At 63.5% G+C, this 18656-nt stretch carries 19 protein-coding genes; 15 read left to right on the top strand and 4 right to left on the bottom strand.

Annotation, left to right across the window (positions count from 1 at the left end):
• Positions 1-7: 7 nt before the first annotated feature.
• The 8 genes from AOT96_RS33445 (at position 8) to AOT96_RS33480 (ending at position 7578) form a co-directional block, all read left to right on the top strand.
• Positions 8-532, top strand: coding sequence for an aromatic-ring-hydroxylating dioxygenase subunit beta (locus AOT96_RS33445; protein ID WP_054801153.1), 525 nt, complete (start codon positions 8-10; stop codon positions 530-532).
• Positions 529-1332, top strand: a complete 804-nt coding sequence (locus AOT96_RS33450; protein WP_058228052.1) for an SDR family NAD(P)-dependent oxidoreductase — start codon at positions 529-531, stop codon at positions 1330-1332. The genes AOT96_RS33445 and AOT96_RS33450 overlap by 4 nt, the downstream gene beginning before the upstream one ends.
• Before the next feature lie 31 nt (positions 1333-1363).
• Positions 1364-2284, top strand: a complete 921-nt coding sequence (locus AOT96_RS33455; protein WP_058228053.1) for a quinone oxidoreductase family protein — start codon at positions 1364-1366, stop codon at positions 2282-2284.
• Between the two features lie 492 nt (positions 2285-2776).
• On the top strand, positions 2777-3385 hold the full coding sequence (locus AOT96_RS33460) for a helix-turn-helix domain-containing protein (RefSeq protein WP_058228054.1): 609 nt from the start codon (positions 2777-2779) through the stop codon (positions 3383-3385).
• Positions 3277-3609 carry an IclR family transcriptional regulator domain-containing protein gene (locus AOT96_RS35925; RefSeq protein ID WP_231915187.1) on the top strand — a complete coding sequence of 111 codons (333 nt, stop codon included), beginning with the start codon at positions 3277-3279 and terminating at the stop codon, positions 3607-3609. Before AOT96_RS33460 ends, AOT96_RS35925 begins: the two co-directional genes overlap by 109 nt.
• Before the next feature lie 110 nt (positions 3610-3719).
• The gene (locus AOT96_RS33470) at positions 3720-5279 is read left to right on the top strand and encodes a long-chain-fatty-acid--CoA ligase (RefSeq protein WP_167349902.1); all 1560 of its coding nucleotides are present in this window, start codon (positions 3720-3722) and stop codon (positions 5277-5279) included.
• A gap of 92 nt (positions 5280-5371) precedes the next feature.
• Positions 5372-6109: a dienelactone hydrolase family protein gene (locus tag AOT96_RS33475; protein WP_058228056.1), complete on the top strand. Its 738-nt coding sequence runs from the start codon at positions 5372-5374 to the stop codon at positions 6107-6109.
• A gap of 152 nt (positions 6110-6261) precedes the next feature.
• Positions 6262-7578 carry an aromatic ring-hydroxylating oxygenase subunit alpha gene (locus AOT96_RS33480; protein WP_058228100.1) on the top strand — a complete coding sequence of 439 codons (1317 nt, stop codon included), beginning with the start codon at positions 6262-6264 and terminating at the stop codon, positions 7576-7578.
• Between the two features lie 165 nt (positions 7579-7743).
• On the opposite strand, the gene AOT96_RS33485 is transcribed toward AOT96_RS33480, so the two are convergent.
• Positions 7744-8718 carry a zinc-binding dehydrogenase gene (locus AOT96_RS33485; protein ID WP_058228057.1) on the bottom strand — a complete coding sequence of 325 codons (975 nt, stop codon included), beginning with the start codon at positions 8716-8718 and terminating at the stop codon, positions 7744-7746.
• A 461-nt stretch (positions 8719-9179) separates the two neighbouring features.
• Here AOT96_RS33485 and AOT96_RS33490 point away from each other — a divergent pair, with 461 nt between their 5' ends.
• The 6 genes from AOT96_RS33490 to AOT96_RS35130 all read left to right on the top strand — a co-directional run bounded on the left by AOT96_RS33490 (position 9180) and on the right by AOT96_RS35130 (position 14519).
• Positions 9180-9944 (top strand): ABC transporter ATP-binding protein, encoded by a 765-nt coding sequence (locus tag AOT96_RS33490; protein ID WP_058228058.1) that lies wholly within the window; start codon positions 9180-9182, stop codon positions 9942-9944.
• The gene (locus AOT96_RS33495) at positions 9941-10651 is read left to right on the top strand and encodes an ABC transporter ATP-binding protein (protein ID WP_058228059.1); all 711 of its coding nucleotides are present in this window, start codon (positions 9941-9943) and stop codon (positions 10649-10651) included. The genes AOT96_RS33490 and AOT96_RS33495 overlap by 4 nt, the downstream gene beginning before the upstream one ends.
• Before the next feature lie 13 nt (positions 10652-10664).
• Positions 10665-11555 carry a branched-chain amino acid ABC transporter permease gene (locus AOT96_RS33500; RefSeq protein WP_058228060.1) on the top strand — a complete coding sequence of 297 codons (891 nt, stop codon included), beginning with the start codon at positions 10665-10667 and terminating at the stop codon, positions 11553-11555.
• Complete coding sequence (locus AOT96_RS33505) at positions 11555-12688, top strand: branched-chain amino acid ABC transporter permease (RefSeq protein ID WP_058228061.1); 1134 nt, start codon at positions 11555-11557, stop codon at positions 12686-12688. Before AOT96_RS33500 ends, AOT96_RS33505 begins: the two co-directional genes overlap by 1 nt.
• 148 nt (positions 12689-12836) lie before the next feature.
• The gene (locus AOT96_RS33510; RefSeq protein ID WP_058228062.1) at positions 12837-14144 is read left to right on the top strand and encodes an ABC transporter substrate-binding protein; all 1308 of its coding nucleotides are present in this window, start codon (positions 12837-12839) and stop codon (positions 14142-14144) included.
• A gap of 117 nt (positions 14145-14261) precedes the next feature.
• Positions 14262-14519 carry a zinc-binding dehydrogenase gene (locus AOT96_RS35130; RefSeq protein WP_257233077.1) on the top strand — a complete coding sequence of 86 codons (258 nt, stop codon included), beginning with the start codon at positions 14262-14264 and terminating at the stop codon, positions 14517-14519.
• Between the two features lie 189 nt (positions 14520-14708).
• Here AOT96_RS35130 and AOT96_RS33515 read toward each other — a convergent pair whose 3' ends face one another.
• Genes AOT96_RS33515 through AOT96_RS33525 form a run of 3 tightly spaced genes read right to left on the bottom strand, consistent with a single transcriptional unit; the run spans position 14709 to position 17560 of the window.
• Positions 14709-15608: an SDR family NAD(P)-dependent oxidoreductase gene (locus tag AOT96_RS33515; RefSeq protein ID WP_058228063.1), complete on the bottom strand. Its 900-nt coding sequence runs from the start codon at positions 15606-15608 to the stop codon at positions 14709-14711.
• On the bottom strand, positions 15605-16108 hold the full coding sequence (locus AOT96_RS33520) for a nuclear transport factor 2 family protein (protein ID WP_058228064.1): 504 nt from the start codon (positions 16106-16108) through the stop codon (positions 15605-15607). Before AOT96_RS33520 ends, AOT96_RS33515 begins: the two co-directional genes overlap by 4 nt.
• Before the next feature lie 39 nt (positions 16109-16147).
• Positions 16148-17560: an FAD-dependent oxidoreductase gene (locus AOT96_RS33525; protein WP_063892161.1), complete on the bottom strand. Its 1413-nt coding sequence runs from the start codon at positions 17558-17560 to the stop codon at positions 16148-16150.
• 179 nt (positions 17561-17739) lie between these two features.
• Here AOT96_RS33525 and AOT96_RS33530 point away from each other — a divergent pair, with 179 nt between their 5' ends.
• Positions 17740-18597, top strand: a complete 858-nt coding sequence (locus AOT96_RS33530) for an alpha/beta fold hydrolase (protein ID WP_231915182.1) — start codon at positions 17740-17742, stop codon at positions 18595-18597.
• Positions 18598-18656: the final 59 nt, after the last annotated feature.

The raw sequence follows: 18656 nt of genomic DNA on the forward strand, positions 1-18656 counted from the left end.
GTTGACGATGAGTAATGTCCAGGTGGACCCGGTTCCCGTACTGTCCGTGTCGGACGCGCAGCTTCGACAGATCGAGCGGTACCTCTTCGACGAGGCGCAGTTGCTCGACGAGTGGCGGCTGCACGAGTGGCTCGAGCTCTTCACCTCAGATGCCCACTACCTCATTCCTTCCACAGATCGTCCCGACGGCGACCCGAGCCGCGACTTGTTCCTCGTGCAGGACGATCGGTTCCTGCTGGAGCAGCGTGTCAACTCGCTGCTGACCCGAGCTGCTCACGCGGAATACCCTCACTCACGGACGACCCGGATGATCTCCAACATCCGGGCAACGCACGGGGAATCCGGCCGCATTCACGTCCGCGCCAACTTCGCCGTCTACCGCGTCCGCAACGGGGTCATCGACACGTACGTCGGCCAATACCGTCACATTCTCGAGCCTGATGCCGAGCAGGTCCTCAAGTACGTTGAGCGCAAGTCCGTCCTGACAATGGACGCGCTCCGTCCACACGGCAAGGTCAGTATCATCCTGTGAGCCGTCTCGAAGGTAAGGTCGCGATCGTCACGGGCGCCAGTGCCAATATCGGGGGATCGCTGGCAGCAGGGCTCGCAGCAGCGGGGGCCAAACTCGTCTGTACAGACATGTCGGCCGAAGTTGCGGCAGCGACTGTCGCACGTATCGAGGACGCGGGTGGTGAGGCACTTGCCGTCACCGGTGACGTCACCGATCCCGATCACGTATCGGACGTCGTCGCTCAGACGCTGGAGCGCTGGGGACGTATCGACGTGCTCGTCAACAACGCCGTCTGGTTCAACCAAAAGGGGCTCTTCACAATGCCTCTCGATGAGTACCGCCGCCAGATCGACATCATCTTGGGTGGTGCCTTCCTGTTCACCCGGGCGGTCGGCCAGGCGATGATCGACCAGCAGGTCGCGGGCAGCATCATCAACGTCCTCTCGACCGCGGCGTGGCAGGGACAGCCCGGCAACATCGGCTACAGCACAGGCAAAAGCGGACTTATCAACTTCACTCGCTCGGCCGCGATGGAGCTCGCCGAGCACGGGATCCGGGTCAACGGCTTCACCCCGACAGCGACGCAGCCGGAGGACCCGGAACTGGTGGCTCGGATGGCCGCAATGACGAGCCAGCCCAGCGCTTACCCGATGGACTTCACGGCTCAATTCCCGATGAAGCGGTTGCCGACGCCGAGCGACTACGCACCGACGGTCGTGTTCCTTGCATCGGACGACTCCCGGATGATCACCGGCAGCAACATCACGGTCGACGGCGGTGCCACCGCCAAATACTGGCCGTGGAGGCCCCAGCAGGACTGAACAACCCACTAGGGCCGAACAGGAGGACACCGTGCGTGCTGCAATCATCACAGAACTCGGAGCTGAGCCAGTCCTCGGCGAGCGACCCGACCCGGTCGCTGGCGAGGGCGGCGTTCTCGTGCACGTTTCAACCGCAGCCCTCAATCCGGCGGACTTGGTTTATGCCTCGGGTATTCGGCTGAAGCCGTCGACGCCGTTCGTCCCCGGGATCGAAGCGGTCGGTAGAACACCCGACGGAAAGCGGGTCTACTTTTATCCCGCACAGCACCCCCACGGCACGTTCGCGGAGCAGGCCGTGGCGCACCTGGGGCAGGTCCAGCCGCTCGCCGACGACATCACCGACGAACAGGCTCTGTGTCTCGGCGTCGCCGGCACGACCGCCTGGCTCGCGCTGACATACAAGGCCGGCATCCAGCCCGGTGGGTCGGTACTGGTGCTCGGAGCGACCGGCAGCGTCGGCCAGATCGCCGTACAGGCGGCCAAGGCTCTCGGAGCGCGCCGAGTCGTTGCCGCGGGTCGTGACCGCGAAACCCTGGACACCCTGCTCGATCATGGAGCGGACACCGTGGTGACGCTCGACGAGGGCTATGAGAGCAGGCTCGTCGACGTCTCCGAGGGGGGCTTCGATCTCGTCGTCGACTCTTTGTTCGGCGACCCCATGGTGGCCGGCATCCGGGCGACCCGGGCCGGCGGGCGGATCGTCAACCTCGGAATGCGCGCAGGCCGGACCGTCGAACTCCCCGGGATCCCCCTCAAAGGGCGTGACCTGCTCTCGTGCAGCATCGACATGGTGCCGACCGCCGTCAAGGCGCGGGCCTTCGGCGACCTGTGCCAGGTGGCACGCACAGGTGGGATCCACGTCGAGTTCGAGCGTACGGCCCTCGCAGACGTCGCCGAGACGTGGAAACGCCAGGCAACCAGTCCACACTGCAAGCTGCTCATCGTGCCCTAAGCGTGGGACCTCGGCTCAGGTGGTGATGGCGGTCATGATCGTGCAACTCGGGCGCGTGCCGTTCGAGTCGGCCCGAGTTGCCGCCACATTGCGGTTCAGCCATGCATGGGCTGGCGGTCTCCAGAGTCGTGACCAGGAGCGCGATGGTGTCGGCTCTTGCACCGGGGTGGGGCGATACGCCCGCGTGCCTCGACCCTGTGTGACTCGACATAGACGAGGAATCCGTCCTCGGTCTCGATGACCAACAACAGTGCAGGCTACCGCTGTTCCATCTGACGGGACGGTACTCATGCTGACCGTGATCAGGGAACCCGGGCGGTGCGCAGACGTTCCAGCGGTCGGAACCGTGGGTGCCATTTATCGGACACGGATCCCACGATAGCCATTGATTACGGCGTTATCTACGTCACACCGATTTGGCTGCACCGATAGCGACACTCCCGTCGCACCAGCGCGCTCTGGGTAGGTGGCAGCGATGAGGAAGAGGTCCAAATGAGCATCGACATCATTGAACCGTTCACGCTCGACCGGGAAGTCAACGCGTCCCGTGAACCGACTGAGAATGTAGCGCAGTCTTCCGCGTCGAAGGCGCTGGAACTGCTCGAGGTCATCTCGAAGGCCCGCGGAAACTCCTTCGGACTCACCGAGGTCGCGGCCGACATCGGCGTCCCCAAGAGCACGGCGCACCGGCTGCTCAAAACTCTCGTTGAGCACGGCTTCGTTGGACGCAGCGGCTCACGCTACCGAGTTGGCGGCACATTCTTCGAGCTCAGCGAAGCAGCTCGGTGGTCGGAGTTCGGCGAGTTGCGTGATGTCGCGTCCGGACCGCTCAACTGGCTGTTCGAGCGCTCGAACGCCGACGCTGTCCACGTCGCGACCCTGAGCGGTCGCGACGTGCTCTACCTCGACAAGATCACCAGACCAGCTGGAACCGGCTGCCGAGCCGAGTCGGCGGTCGCTTCCCAGCTACCTGCACGGCACTCGGCAAGGCGATCCTCGCCTATAGCTCGCGGGCGACGGTGTTGTCCGTCATCGGACAGCCACTGTCCCGGGTCACCCCCTACTCGGTTGCTCTACGCAACCAGTTCGTCGAGCAGTTGAGCAAGGCGCACACGGATGGTTACGCGATCGAGCGTGAGGAGGCATGCCACGGAACGATTTGCGTCGCTGCCCCGGTTCTGCGCGATGGAAAGACAATCGCTGCGATCTCGCTGAGTGTCCCGACTGCGGGTGTGGCGCGCACCGGTGACGCCGGTCTGGATTCCTTGGGCCGGCTCGCGGTCGACGCTGCTGCCCGAATCACGCGCCTGCTCCCTCTCGACTGAAAGAGGTCGCTATTGCCCGTGAAAACGACCCGTCCTTAACCGAGCACGCGCATCGCTTCCCGAATCGCCTGCCTGTTTCATCTCGTCCATCTACCCTGAAAGAGGTCCCTGTGCCCATAGACACCGACCCGTCCATTGCCGAGCATGTTCGCCGCTGGGCGACCACGGCGCCCGATAAGCCCTGCATGAGTTGCGATGATGTGACCCTGACGTGGGCCGAGCTCCACGACAGGGCTAGCCGGCTCGCACACGGGCTCACCGAGTCCGGAGTCGGACCGCAAGACCGGGTCATCTTCCTCGACAAGAACAACCCGGAGTTCTTCGAAATCACGGCCGGCTCCGCGATGGCAGGGGCCGTGACCGCAGCGGTAAATTGGCGCCTCGCGCCACGTGAGATGCTGCAGATCATCAACCACTCCACGGCCAAGGTGTTGTTCGTGGGGGAAGAGTTCGTAGGGCAGTACGAGCAGTTTCGTGACGATCTGACGACGGTCGAGAAAGTCGTCGTGATCGGCAGGGCGCAGGGCCTGGAAAGCTACGAAGACTGGCTCGAGCGTCACGTCGCGAAGGATCCCCTCGTCCCGGTCCGGTCCGACGACACCGCGATGCAGATGTACACCTCGGGCACGACGGGCCTACCCAAGGGAGTTTTGTTCAGTAGCCGCGCCGTGCTCGCGACGGAGGGAATGGCCGAGGTCCTGCGCATTGACGAGACGTCAACCCTGCTGATCTCGATGCCGGTCTTTCACTCGGCAGGAGCATGCTTGGGGGTACTGGGTTTCCGCACAGGTGCCCACATCGTCATCGCGCGCGATACCGCTCCGACCACAGTCTTGTCGCTCATCGCACGGTGGCGGATCACGATGACGACGCTCGTTCCGGCGGTGCTCAAGATGATCGCCGAGTCGTCCGAGATCGACCGATATGATCTCTCCAGCCTGGATACGATCGCTTACGCCGCTTCACCGATCTCACCTGAACTGCTTCGTCGGTGCCTGGCCGTCTTCGATGCCAGGTTCCTGCAAATGTACGGTCTGACCGAGACGCAGAGCGCCACTACCTTGCTCCCCGAGGACCATCTCGACCCCGAGCATCCCGAACGTATCCTGTCGGTCGGCAGGGCCATACCTGGTGTCACCTTGCGCGTCGTCGACCCCGGGACGGGCGACGACGTCGAGGACGATGTCGTCGGTGAGGTCTGGATCAAAGCGCCTACCAATATGCACGGATACTGGTGCAACGAAGAAGCCACGCGCGACACGCTGACCGAGGATGGTTTCGTCCGAACCGGTGACGGTGCATTGCTACGGGACGGATACGTTTACATGCGTGACCGGCTCAAGGACATGATCGTGAGCGGGGCCGAGAACGTCTACCCGATCGAGATCGAGAACGTCCTGATCGAGCATCCCGCCATCAACGACATCGCAGTGATCGGCGTCCCGTCGAACCGGTGGGGTGAGACGGTCAAGGCGATGGTCGTCCTGAACGCCGATGCTGCACTGACCGAGGCCGAAGTCATCGCCTACGCGCGGGCCAACCTTGCGGTCTACAAGTGTCCTACATCCGTTGAATTCCTCGACGAATTACCGCGCAATCCCTCAGGCAAAATCCTCAAACGGGTACTGCGCCAGCCCTATTGGAACGATGCGGAAGGCCACATCGGCTGACCGGCAGCGTTCCAGCGTCCAGAACGTTCACGTGACGGGTGGTGGTCGGTGGGACACCATCGACCGATAGACGACGAGAGGGGCAAGGAACGATGATTCCCGTTCCCAGGATCATACCAACGTACGCCGAAGTCGTTGCTGCAGGTGGTAATTGGCCGATCGCGCAGATCAACCTGCCCGGCATCCCCCGCGGCGCCGTGATCTTGCTGTTTGACCAGGATGGGCTGGGCGAACAGTCGGTCGAACTCATGAACGGGTTCGCGGAGCAAGGCTACGAGTCGCTCGCGGCCGACATGACGGCCGTCAGTCCCGATCTCATTGATGACGACCGCGTGCTTGAGGTCCTGCGATCCTTCGTGGCGCAGCTCGAGAAGCGAGGCTGGCGCGAGGAACAGATCGGCATCGTGGGCTACGGCTTCGGTGGACGGATCGCCCTGCGGGCGGCCGCCGATCTGGACCTCGGCGCCGCCGTCAGCGTCTCGCCAGACGGAGTGGCCCGCGGCACCGACGTCCGACCCGCACTGGTCGACGACGCCCGACCGGTCACGACGCCCTGGCTGGGCATGTTCGGAGCCGACGACGAGGCCGCGCCGATTGAATCCGTCAGGCTTCTGGCCGAGCGGCTGACGGACTCGTCACCGGCATACACCGAGGTCGTGACTTACCCCGGTGTCGGCGATGACTTCTTCCGCGAGTCGGCCGAGGCCTTGGGCCATGCAGCGATGTTCGACTCCCGGCAGCGTGTCATGGAGTGGCTAAACCTGCGGGTCGTGCCGCGGCAGTCGCCGTTCGCCGAGATCTGGTCCCTCAAGGAAGCCATGAGTGACTGACATGGCTTCGTTCGATCTCCCCGCGTTTCCGATGATCGGAACGTCCACTATCCCGTGCCGTATGGCCCAGGCACGTTTGACCGAGCAATGATTCGGCGGAGGTCAGTTCTCCGCAGCACCCAGAGCACCGAGAATACAAAGGAAGTGTGCTGATGTCGCAATTCATCGACGACGACCGCGAGATGCCCCGTTTCCGGGTAAACCGTCAAGCGATGGTCGATCCCGAGGTCTTCGCCAAGGAACGCGACCAGATCTTCAGCCAGGTTTGGCTCTACCTCGGTCACGAGACAGAGCTGAAGAAGCCCAACGACTTCAAGACGCGCAACGTCGCGGGTCGTCCGCTGATCTTCGGTCGTGACTCCAAGGGCAAGATTCAGGTCTGGATCAATTCGTGCCCGCATCGCGGCGCGATGATCTGCCGCGAGCCGGAGGGCAATGCCCGGTTCATGACGTGCTTCTACCATGGCTGGAGCTTCAGCTCTGCGGGCAAGCTAGTCTCTGTCCCTGGCGACACCTCGTACGGTCCGGCTTTCGAGCGTCCAGGCTTGTCGACCCCAGCGAAGGTCGACTCGTACCGAGGCTTCGTTTTCGTCAGCTTCAACCCTGACGTCGAGCCGCTGGTCGACTACCTCGCTGGTGCAACAGACTTCATCGACCTGGTCGCAGATCAGTCCGAGGCGGGCATGCAGATCCTCGAGGGGTCGCACGAGTACTCGGTCAAGGCCAACTGGAAGTTACTCGTTGAGAACAGCGTCGATGGCTACCACGCGGTCTCGGCGCACCAGCGCTACTTCGAGATGGTTATGGCATCCGGGGTCGAAATCGACAGCGCCAAATTGTCGCAGTCCGTGGGCCTCGATCTGGGTAACGGACATGCTGTCGTCGCCGGCGGACCCGATACAGGCGGACTGTTCGGACGTCCGCTTTCCGTAGAGGGCAATGCTGAGAGGGAGTCGCGCTTCGAGGAGTTCCGGGCGAAGTACGGCGACGAGTGGGTCGACCGGATGTCAGGGTCCCGCAATCTTGTGATCTTCCCCAATCTGGTCATCATCGACTTGGTTATGGGCGTCGTGGTCCGCAAGATTGACCCACTCGCACCCGACTATATGGAAGTCTCGGCCTGGCAGCTCATCCCGCCGGAGGAGGGCGACGAACTCAAGCGCCAGCGCCTCGACAACTTTCTGACGTTCTGGGGGCCGGGCGGCCTGGCCTCACCCGACGACGTCGAGGCGCTCGAGACCTGTCAACGGTCCTTCGCCTCATACCAGGAATTGCCGTGGTCGGACGTTTCGCGCGGCATGGCAGGGGAGGACCAGCCCGTAGGATCCGACGAGTTGCAGATGCGGGCATGGTGGCGGCGCTGGAACGCACTGATCACCGGAGAGGTCCTGCCCCCGGAGCAGCACAATCCGCCGGCCGCGGGATACACCGCCGCACGTAGGGTCCAAGAGCAGCAGCCCGCCACCTGAGTGCGAGAACGCGAGACGTAACGATGCCCACCAGATTCACGACTGGTGGGCATCGTCCGTTTTTCGGGGCACCTCAGGAGCCGCATGGCATCCCGTAGTGCGTAGAGCTGTGACGGTTGGTTCCGTTCCGGCGTTCTGCAGGGCTGAACGCCGGAACGGCTGACGTCACGGGTGGGTCACGAGTCGCCCCACGACCTCGCCACGCTCGAGCCGGGCGTAGGCCTCATTGAGGTCGGCCAGGTCGACGACGGTCGTTTCGGGCCGCAGATGCCCTTGCGCGAGTAGGTCGAGGAACTCGGCCATATCCGTGACGGTGCGGCCGAAGGAGCCGCGCAGGGTCTGGCGGCGCAATATCAGGCTGTGTGTGTCGACCTTCGCGGCGGCCGCAGACATCCCGACCACGACGACCCGCCCTCCGCTGCGCACGACACTTAAGGCTTGCTCGGTCGTGGAGCCGGTGCCCGCGAAGTCGACGAGGACATCGGGGCGCAGGTCACGCAGCGACTCGATCTCGGTGAAACACTCGGTCGCTCCAGCGCCTCGTGCCGCGTCGAACGTCACGGGGTTCACGTCTACGCCGTAGACCGTGCTGTCGAGCAGTGCTGCTGTCCGCACGCCGTTGAGGCCGAGGCCTCCCAGTCCGATGATCGCCACCGTTTCACCGGCATTGACTCCTGCGGTGGTTCGGACGGCCGAGTAGGCCGTTGCGATCGAGTCGGTCGCGACTGCTGCCTCATCGAAGCCGACACCGTCGGGGATGGGTTGCAGCTTCTCGTGCGGCACCGTGACGTACTGGGCGAAGCCGCCGTCGATAGTGAGGCCCGGTGTGGCTCGAGGGATCATCGGCCCGCCGGAGATAACTCGATCGCCCACCGAGAAGTGGGTGGGAACCCCGTTACCGATTTCGAATATGGTTCCGGCGATTTCGTGACCGAGCGTGATCGGTGCGGTGGTGGCGAGCAGCTCGCCCTCCTCGGTGGACATCGTGTGGACCAGTGAGCCGTCCAGGATGTGCAGGTCGGAGTGACACAACCCGGCGGCTTCGACGCGCAGCACGACCCATCCTGGTGCTGCGTCCGGTATCGGAATGTCCTGCAGTTCCATGGGTCGCCCGGCGACGGTCATGCGCATAGCTTTCATGGGCTCAGGATGTCTTCGAGGGCGACGTCGATAGGAAATGTTCCACGGGCCGAAACGGCAAACCTGGCGTTATGCGCCGCGGTAGCTGACTTTGCGCAAGCGTTCCGTCTGCCGGAACTTGTGCTTCGCGCCACGGCTGTCTCGATGGAGGCTTCAGCCGATCACACGGATGGCACTTCCTGCATTGTCGCGTCCGGCATGCCAGGAAATTCCAGAGAAACGCGGGCATGCGGGAACGGCTCCACGTCGGAGACAGCAGCAGGATTTGTCGTCCGCAGAGTCTCCGCGGTGCCTCGTTCCGTTCGGTGGAACTAGCTGTGACACCTCGATGTAGTCCACATCACACTGACGAAAACGGATGGTCAGTGTGCCTTCGCTCACACCTAGTGCGACGCACATGCCACACGAACCACGGGAGACCATATGAAACAGTTCCTGGCCAGAGAGACGAGGAGATCACCATGAGTGGGCTCATCATCGACGACGTTTCGATGCACTTCGGCGGGATAAAAGCCCTCGACGGCCTTTCATTCACGATCGGCAGCGGACAGATCTGCGGCCTGATCGGCCCTAACGGGGCCGGCAAGACCACGCTGTTCAACTGTGTCAGCCGGATCTACCAGCCGAGCTCAGGCAGCATCAGGATGGATGGAGAGGAACTCCTTTCCGTACCTGCTCACAAGATCGCCGGGCACGGCGTTGCACGCACGTTCCAGAACCTCGGCCTGTTCCCGTCGCTGACCTTCCTCGAGAACACGATGGCCGGCGCCTACTCCTGTGGCAGGGGCGGCTATGTGCGGTCTCTGCTTCGCTTCGGTGAGGACAAGGCAGAAAAGCAACTCCGGAGTGAGTCGTTCGAACTGCTCGAACGGCTCGACCTTGCGGACCTCGCCTTCCTTCCCGCGGCTGATCAACCGTTCGGCACCCTCAAGCGGCTCGAGTTGGCACGCGCGCTGGCCGCCAAGCCCAAGTTGCTGCTGCTCGACGAGCCCGCCGGTGGGCTGACCCACAGCGAGGTCGACGAGCTGTCCAGCACGATACTGCGCGTCCGCGACGAGTTCGACCTCTCGATCCTGCTGGTCGAGCACCACATGGCGATGGTCATGGGCATCTCCGACCTCGTCGTCGCGATGAACTTCGGCAAGAAGATCGCCGAGGGGAAGCCCACCGAGGTCCGTTCACACCCCGAGGTCATCTCGGCCTATCTGGGAGCGCCCGCCGCATGAGCCTTCTCGAAGTACAAGATCTGTACGCCAACTACGGCACCGCTGATGTTCTGCACGGGATCAACCTGACTGTCGAAAATGGGGAGGTCGTCGTGATTCTGGGTGCCAACGGCGCTGGTAAGACGACGACGATGCGCGCCATCTCCGGCATGATCCAGCGTCGTGGCCGCGTGATGTTCGACGGTAACGACATTTCCGCAGCCTCACCCGACGAAGTCGTGCGACTCGGACTGGCCCAGGTCCCGCAGGGACGTGGCACGATCGCAGACCTCACAGTGGAGGAAAACCTTCGGGCAGGTGCACACGTGCGCACGGATAAGAAGGGGATCGTCGACGACATCGCGCGCTGGTTCGACACATACCCGCGCCTGTCGGAGCGACGCAAGCAAAAGGCCGGTCTGCTGTCCGGTGGCGAACAGCAGATGCTCGCGGTCTCGAGGGCCATGATGAGCCGCCCCCAGCTGTTGCTGTGCGACGAGCCGAGTCTGGGGCTCTCTCCCAAGCTCACGCAGGAACTTTTCGTCTCGCTGGCGCAGATCAGCAAAGAGATGAGCATGGCCATCCTGCTCGTCGAGCAGAACGCCACCCTGGCGCTCGGCATCGCCGATCGCGGCTACCTGATCGAGGTGGGCACGATTGCCGCATCTCGACCGGCAGCCGAACTTGCCGGTGACGACGCCATCCGCGCCGCATACCTCGGGTACTAGGGAGAACTGACTCATGGATCTCTTGATCGCCCGCATCATCGACGGGCTCAACAACGGCGTGATCTACGCGTTCCTCGCCCTCGCGCTGGTATGCGTCTACCGCAGCACCAAGCACCTCAACCTGGCCCAGGGCGAGATGGCCATGTTCAGCGCCTTCCTCGCCTTCGCATTTACCCAAGCCGGTGTCCCGGTTGTGTTCGCGATCCTTTTGGCCGTTGCGGCGGGTGCGATCGGCGGCGGACTGATAGAGCGGGTACTCGTGCGGCCGCTGGGTAATAACGCCGATTACTCGATCCTGTTGGTCGGGATCGGCGTCTTCCTCGCCCTCAATGCGGGAGCGGGGTTGATCTGGGGAGGCGAGCCGCTGCCCTTCCCCAGCGTGCTGCCATCTGGTCCCGACGACTACATCTCGATCTTCGGCGGTCGACTGCGATACCAGCAGCTGTTGATGATGGTCCTGTTGGGACTCGTCCTTGCCGGCATCTTCGCGCTGTTCAAGTACACCAAGCTCGGCCTGGCGATGCGCACCGCGACCAGTAACCCCGAGTCCGCGAAGCTGCTGGGCATCCGGGTCAATCGGATCAACGCGTTGGGCTGGATCATGGCCGGCGCCGTCGGCGGACTGCTGGGGCCGCTCGTGGCACCTGGCACGACCCTGACGACGTTCATGATGTTCAACTTCCTGATCTACGCATCCGCGGCGGCCACGCTCGGCGGTTTCGATTCCCCCGGCGGCGCGGTCGTGGCGGGGCTGATTATCGGTGTGCTCGAGAGTCTCGTAGGCGGCTACGTGTCCTTCATCGGCTCGGATCTCAAGCTGGCCGTGGCGCTCGGGTTGCTGCTCGTGGTCCTCATGGTTAAACCGTCCGGCCTTTTCGGGTCCAAGCGAGTGGAGAGAGTCTGATGGAACTTCCGATCACTGTTCACGAAGGCACGGCCGCGCACCGCGGCCTCAACCTCGGCCGTGCCATCCTCGTTGTGGCCGTCATCGTGGTGCTTCCGTACGTCGTGAAGTCCTACCTGCTCGACCAGATCACAGGCGCGCTGATCCTGGCGATCGCCGCGGTCGGCCTCAATCTGCTGTCGGGATTCGGCGGACAGATATCGCTGGGCCATGCAGCCTTCTTCGGATTCGGTGCATACTCGACCGCCATCCTGGTGACCGACCACGGTTGGTCGGCTCCGCTGGCTTTCGTGATGGGCATGCTGGTCTGTTTCATCGTGGGAGTGCTGGTCGGCATACCCGCTTTGCGGGTGAAGGGCATGTACCTCGCGTTGGTGACACTGGCGGTGGGCGTGGTCTTCCCGAGTCTCGTCCGCCGGTTCGAGTCGCTGACCGGAGGCTCAGCCGGTCTGTTCGGCATCGAGTTCAAAGCTCCGGACATCGCCTACTTCGCCGGCCGGTCAGGTCAGGTGGTCTGGCTTTACTACGTAGCAGTCGTCGCACTGCTGCTGGCGTGCCTGATCGTCTGGAACATCATGCGGGGGCGGACGGGACGCGCCATTGTCGCCCTTCGCGACAACGAGTCGGCCGCGATCGTCATGGGTGTTGACCGCACCGTCGTAAGGACTGTGCTGTTCGGCATCTCGGCAGCGATCGCCGGACTCGCCGGCGGCCTCTTCGCTGTCGACACCGGCATTCTGACCCCCGATAGCTTCTCGCTGCTGTTCACGATCTACCTGCTGGTCGCGATGGTCCTGGGTGGCCGCGCGAGCTACTGGGGACCGATAATCGGCGGCTTCGCGATCTACTTCTTGCCGCTGTGGACGGGCGAGATCACCGAGGGACCCGCAGCTGGCGTTGTCTTCGGTGTCCTCATTATCGTCATGGTCTTCACCCTTCGCGATGGTGTCATCGGCGGTCTCAAGAGCCTCGGTGCCAGGTTCCTCGTCGTACAGCCGTCCCAGCCCGCGTCCAGCGTGAAACTCGGCGAGGACCCTCTGACGGGAGATTTCGAGGTCCTCGATCCCGACGAGGTGCCGGCCGCTCTGGAAGAGATGCCCGCCGGCAGATCACCCGTGACAGACCCCGTCTGACACCCAGAATTCTCGGGAAAACCGCCACCACATGTCGCGGGATCCCTTCGACTCGGTGCGCTTGATGAGGGCGCACTGCTGACAGCACCACTTGTTCTATTCGGCAATCTCTCGGTCCGTCCCGGACCCTTTCTTGAAGGAGTACGACGTGTTCACACATCGCAAACACCTGGCGGGAGCAGTGCTGGCTCTCGGCCTCCTGGTCACGGCCTGTAGTTCACCGGGCGGTGACAGCGCAGGCGCCGCGGACACGTCCAGCGAGTCGAATGCGGCCGCGAAGGCGCTCGGCATCGACCTGGCAGCCTGCCCGACCGACGTGACCAAGGCATTCGGCACGACAGTCAAGGTTGGGAACACGATCCCGCAGACAGGACCGGTTGCACCTGCCTTGGGTGGCATCGGACCTGCCATGAAGGAGGCGTTCCGTCAGTTCAACGAGACCTCGGGTCTGGGCACCACGTTCGAGTTGGTTCAGGGTGATGACGCTTTCACACCGGACAAGGCATTAACTACGACGCAGACTTTGCTGGACAAGGACGGCGTCGACCTGATCACCGGGGTTGTCGGCACCGCTCAGGTCGCTGCGATACGCGGAGTCCTCGGCGGGGAGTGCGTGCCGCTGATGCCCGGGATCTCGGGCGGTACTTCGGCCAACAATCCCGCCGAGTATCCATGGACATCGGTGTTCACTCAGCCGTCCGCTCTCGACGCGCGGATCATGATGGCCAGCATCAACGAAAACCACCCCGACGGCGCGAATGTCGCAGTGCTGTATTCCAACAACGAGTCGGGCAAAGATTATCTGAGTGCGCTCGAGAAGTACGCGGGCAAGAGCAAGATCGTAAAAACCGAGACGATCGAAGCAACCGAAACAGGGTCACCCTCCTCACAGATCACGACGCTGCGTTCCACCGGGGCCACCGTGGTGATCGCAGTTCCGACAGCTGCTCAGTGTGCGTCGACGATGCAGGAGGTCTCGAACCAGGGATGGAATGCCGACCGATACATGTCGTCAGTGTGCGCGAGCTTGACGTTTGACGTCGCCGGCGCGGCAGCCAATGGCTGGCACATCACGACGTATGCGAAGGACCCCACGCGTGGTGAGTTCGTCAACGACCCAGTCGTAGTGACCGCGATCGACTCAATTAAGAAGGCCTCGCCCAGTACGCCGATCACGACCACGACGATGACTGGCTTCCTCTACCCGCAGCCGTTCTTCGAAGCGGCAAAGGTTGCGGCGAAGTCTCCGCTGGGTCTGAGCCGACTCGGGATGATGGACGCCGTCACTCACCTGGACTTCCAGCCTGCACTCCTCAAGCCGGGCGTGAAGTTCAAACTCGACGGTCTCAAGGACCAGGTCGCGATCGAGGCGTCCTATCTGAGTGTCTACAACTCTGACACCAAGCTGTTCGAGGACGGCAAGCTGTACGACTTCGAAGGACAGATGACGGGGTAGTCGAGCACCAGCTCAGAGACCCGGCGGACGATCGTCCGCCGGGTCTCTGAACTACTTCCTGACCAGGCCCACGGGTCTGGCTTGCTCCGCCACATCCAAGGAGAAGACATATGACTGATAGACGTCTACTTCGACAGCGTCGGCGGTCGTATCTTGGAGGTTGCCCTGCACAATATGAACCTGCATGGTCGAGTCGTGTGCTGTGGTGCGGTATCCCAGTACGAAGGCCCGGCTGGATCTCCAGGCCCAGCGAACGTTCCTACTGTGCTCGTGACGAAGAGGCTCGCGATGCAGGGCTTCATCGTCTACGACTTCGCGGAGTCGTTCCCCACTGCACTCGCTGACCTCGAGGCCTGGTTTCCTCTGGCGATGTGAAGGTTCTCGAGGACGTCAGGGAAGGCATGCAGGCGGCCCCGTCAGCGTTGGTCGACCTGCTGGGCGGAGGCAACGTCGGCAAGTTGATGGTGCGTGTCGGTCCAGACGCCTGAGTCTCGACGCTCACCGGATCCATAGCCTTCGTTGGCGCCCGCGACGAGGACGTGATCCTCGGCGAGGGCGTCGCATTCAGTCGTTGAAGCGGGGGAGTAGTCCGTACTGCTCGACCGAGCTGTCGAGGATGCGGAACCCCTCGGCGTCGGTGACCTGGTCGAGTCCGGCCGCGACCTCCTCGATCGAGAGTGTTCGACTCGACAGTCCAGGCACCGCGGCGCTGAACAGCAGAGCCGCGCGTCCTCCGCCCGCAGCTAGCGTCTGGCAGGTGAGTTCACACGATCCGTGGGACAGGTAGGCCACCACCGGGGAGACGATCGACGCCTGTAGGTACCGAAGATCGAGATCGGGATGGTTCTCGAAATATGCCTTGGCATATCCGGTCGCAGCGACAGGCGCCAGCGCGTTTATCCGGATGTCGAGGTCGCGATTGTCCAGCGAGGCTGCTTTCGTGAGCCCGACGACGCCGGCCTTGGCGGTCACGTAGGGCACCGAGTCGGGCGCGCCGAACACACCGAGGGCTGACGTCGTATTGACGATGCGGCCGTGCCCCTGACCTCGCATGTGCCGCAGGGCCTCCTGCATTGTCCAGAAGGTCCCGAACAAATGCATGTTCAAAGTCTCGGCAAAGGTCTGCGTCGAGACCTCCTGGGCAGACCCGCTCCCGCCGGCCCCGGCGTTGTTGACCAGGATGTCGATGCGCCCGAAGGTGTCGACGGTCTGCCGGACAAGACCGATCGCCTCGGTCTCGACACCGACGTTCCCGGTGGCCGAGACGGCCGTCAAGCCCTCGTCGCGTAGCTGTTCGGAGACGACGTCGGCCAGTGGTCGCCCGTCGTCGGCGGTGCTGATGTCATTGATCACGACCTGGGCGCCACGCTCGGCCAGCAGCCGCGCGTGAGCCAGTTCCAGGCCTGCTCCCGACCCGGTGACCAAGGCGACTTGACCGTCGAAACGGTACTCGGCGGTGTTCATGAGGAGAGGGATTCGACTGTGATGTGACCGGCGATCGGTCGGCCGAACGCGTACGCGGACTGAATCGGGTTGTAATACTCGCGGACATGTTTGACCATGTTGTTCTCGGTGATCATCTTCATGATGTAGCGGTTGCGGTAGTCACGGCCGTTGGCCATCGTGAGCTTGCCGTAGGTCTCGAGGAACACCGTTGTGCCGTCAGCAGACAGCGTGATTTCGCAGTTACAGGGTCCCTCGCTTTCGCCTTCGGCAGTAAAGGCGACGGCCCAGAAGTCGGTTGCCGCATCGATGCCGACGTAGGAGCGGAACTTGCCCTCCTCTACCTGCCCCGACTCACTGAAGGGGATCTCGACCACGATGTCGTCGGCCATGCAGCTACGGACCGCTGCGAGATCCTGCGCGTCGACGGCCTCATGCCAGCGGCGGAACACGTCGAGGGTGGCTGTGGGGCCTTCGGTACGGGCCAGGACCTCATGGAAGTCAGGCTTGAGCTCGGTCATGATCGTCCTTCGTCGTGCGGTCGGTGATGGGATCTGGGGCTATGAGCGTGGAAGTTGCGCGACGCTGGACAGGCCGGCGGCCCGGCCGAAGACACCGGCCTTGCCGAGCCCGGTGCCGCTGAGATACGTCGCGCCGTGAAAGCCGCCGACGACCTCGCCGGCCGCGAAGAGCCCCGGGATCGGCTTGCCGAACACGTCGACGACGTTCAGTTGCTCGTCGACCCGGACACCACAGAAGGTCGTGGTCAGACCCGAGCGGCAGGGGAATGCATAGTAGGGCGCTGTGTCGAGGTGGCCGCCGCGCGCGACGCCGTAGTCGCTCAGCGATCGTCCGAACTCGGGATCGACGCCCTCGTCGACGAAGCCGTTGTAGGCATTGATCGTGGCCCGCAACATATACGGATCGATCTGCAGTTTCTCGGCGAGATCCTCGACCGTGTCGGCGACGATGACATACCCGTCGGCCAGAGCCGATTTGAAGTCCGCCGGCGTCGGGGCGACCTGAGAACGATTCATCATCCAGTCGTCGAACACCTGGAAGCCGATTCCCGCCGGCTGACGGACGCAGATCGAGCTGATGGTCTTGTAGTTGAGGTTCTCGTCGACGAAACGTTTGCCGTCGAGGTTGACGATGATGGCACCCTGCGAGTTCGGGTACAGCAGGCGGGGCTCCTCGTTCGGGTCTTCCGACAGGTCCGGGTAGTTCTTGATCGAGGCGCCGAAGGAAGCCTCGACGTAGCCCATGTCGGCGACGTCGGCGCCCAGTGCCCACGCCATGCGCAGCCCGTCACCGGTATTGTCGACACCGCCCATCTTGGTAGCGTCAGCCCACTGTGGGGCGAAGGTTTCCAGCAGCTCACGGCTGCGGGCGAAGCCCCCGCTCGTCAGGATCACGGCGGCGGCGTGCAGCACGATCTCCTGCCCGTCGCGCTCGAGGACGACGCCGGTGACGCGACCCTCCGCAGCCTGGACGAGCCGCCGAGCAGTGCTGGATGGCCAGTAGTGGGTGTGGTCGAGCGCCACGAACTTCTCGTGCATGACCTTCGTCGCGTAACCCTGAGGTGCCGCGTGCATGCGCGAGACCACGTCGGTGCCGGTGATCGTCAAAGTGAAGTCGATTCCGTGACCTCGCATGAACTCGAAGGTATCGAGCTGGTGCTCGAGGTAGGCCTGGACGGGTGCCGGATCGTTCTTGCCCCGTCCGGCGGCGAGGATCGACGCGCGCAACTGCTCGTTGTCGTCCTCGATGCCGGCGGCCGCCTGAATGTCGGTGCCGGCGAACAGCATTCCGCCACCGGATTTCACCGATGAGCCGCCGTATTGCGCGCCCTTCTCCAGTAGCAGAACCGTGGCGCCGCTCTCGGCGGCGGACAGTGCTGCGATGTTCCCCGCCAGGCCGGCTCCGACGACGATGACGTCGTATATGGCGGGCTGCGATTCGTGGATACTCATCGGTTCACTCCTGATTCGGACGGATCTGACGCCGGGAACGGCGTGCGTCATTGCCGCCGATGCTGCTCGCCGTCATCGATTGTCGACATCGAATGTTCCAACTGGCGAAACCGACCTGCGTCACGGGGCGGCGGACCTGTTAGTCCTTGGTTATGTTCTCTCCCACTACGGCCGCCCCGGTGACACTCACTCCAGCATGGTTCCAGCGGGCTCTGGCGCAGCACGCCATTGTCCACACGCTCGATGTGGACGGGGTCGCGGTGACCTGCCGATCGTGGGGTGAGCCCGGGGCGCCCGGTGTGGTGCTGGTGCACGGCGGCGCGGCGCACGCTCGGTGGTGGGACCACATCGCGCCGCTGCTCGCGACCACGCGCCACGTCGTCGCGCTGGATCTGAGCGGTCACGGCGACAGTGGTCGCCGGGAAACGTATTCGCTCGAGGCATGGGCGGACGAGGTCATGGCAGTCGCTCGGGACTCCTTCGACGCACCGCCCGTCGTGATCGGGCACAGCATGGGCGGCATGGTGACCCTCGCCGCCGCGACGTGGCACGGGGCCGACCTGGCGGGCGCGATCATCATCGACACACCGATCCACGAGGCGACACCCGAGGAAGCTGCGGCACGGGACAAAGTCGCGTTCGGACCACAGAAGGTCTACGTGACGCGTGAAGAGGTCGTGGCACGGTTCCGCGTGATCCCCGGCCAGGACACCGAGCCGTACATCTTCGACCACATCGCCGAGCACTCTGTCCGTCAGGTCGGCGGTGGCTGGGCATGGAAGTTCGATCCCGCGATCTTCGCCCACGAGCCTCTGCGTCCCTGTGAGCTGTCACGGCTCCAATGCAGCGTTGCACTTCTCCGGCCGGAGCAGGGACTGGTGGACACCGCGATGGGCGAGATGATTTCCGAGCGACTGAACGGCGCGGCTCGGGTCATCGATATCCCTGCTGCGGAGCACCACGTCATGCTCGACCAACCGATTGCCCTGGTCACTGGGCTGCGGGTACTGCTTGCTTGTGACGTTTCCGCCGAGTGAAACGGTCCCTGTCGGGTTTTCGGTTACCGAACCAGACTGATCGTCTGCCGAGAGAATTT

Origin of the sequence: Rhodococcus sp. 008 (genome assembly GCF_001682295.1) — a bacterium.
Taxonomy (GTDB): Bacteria; Actinomycetota; Actinomycetes; order Mycobacteriales; family Mycobacteriaceae; genus Rhodococcus_F; species Rhodococcus_F qingshengii.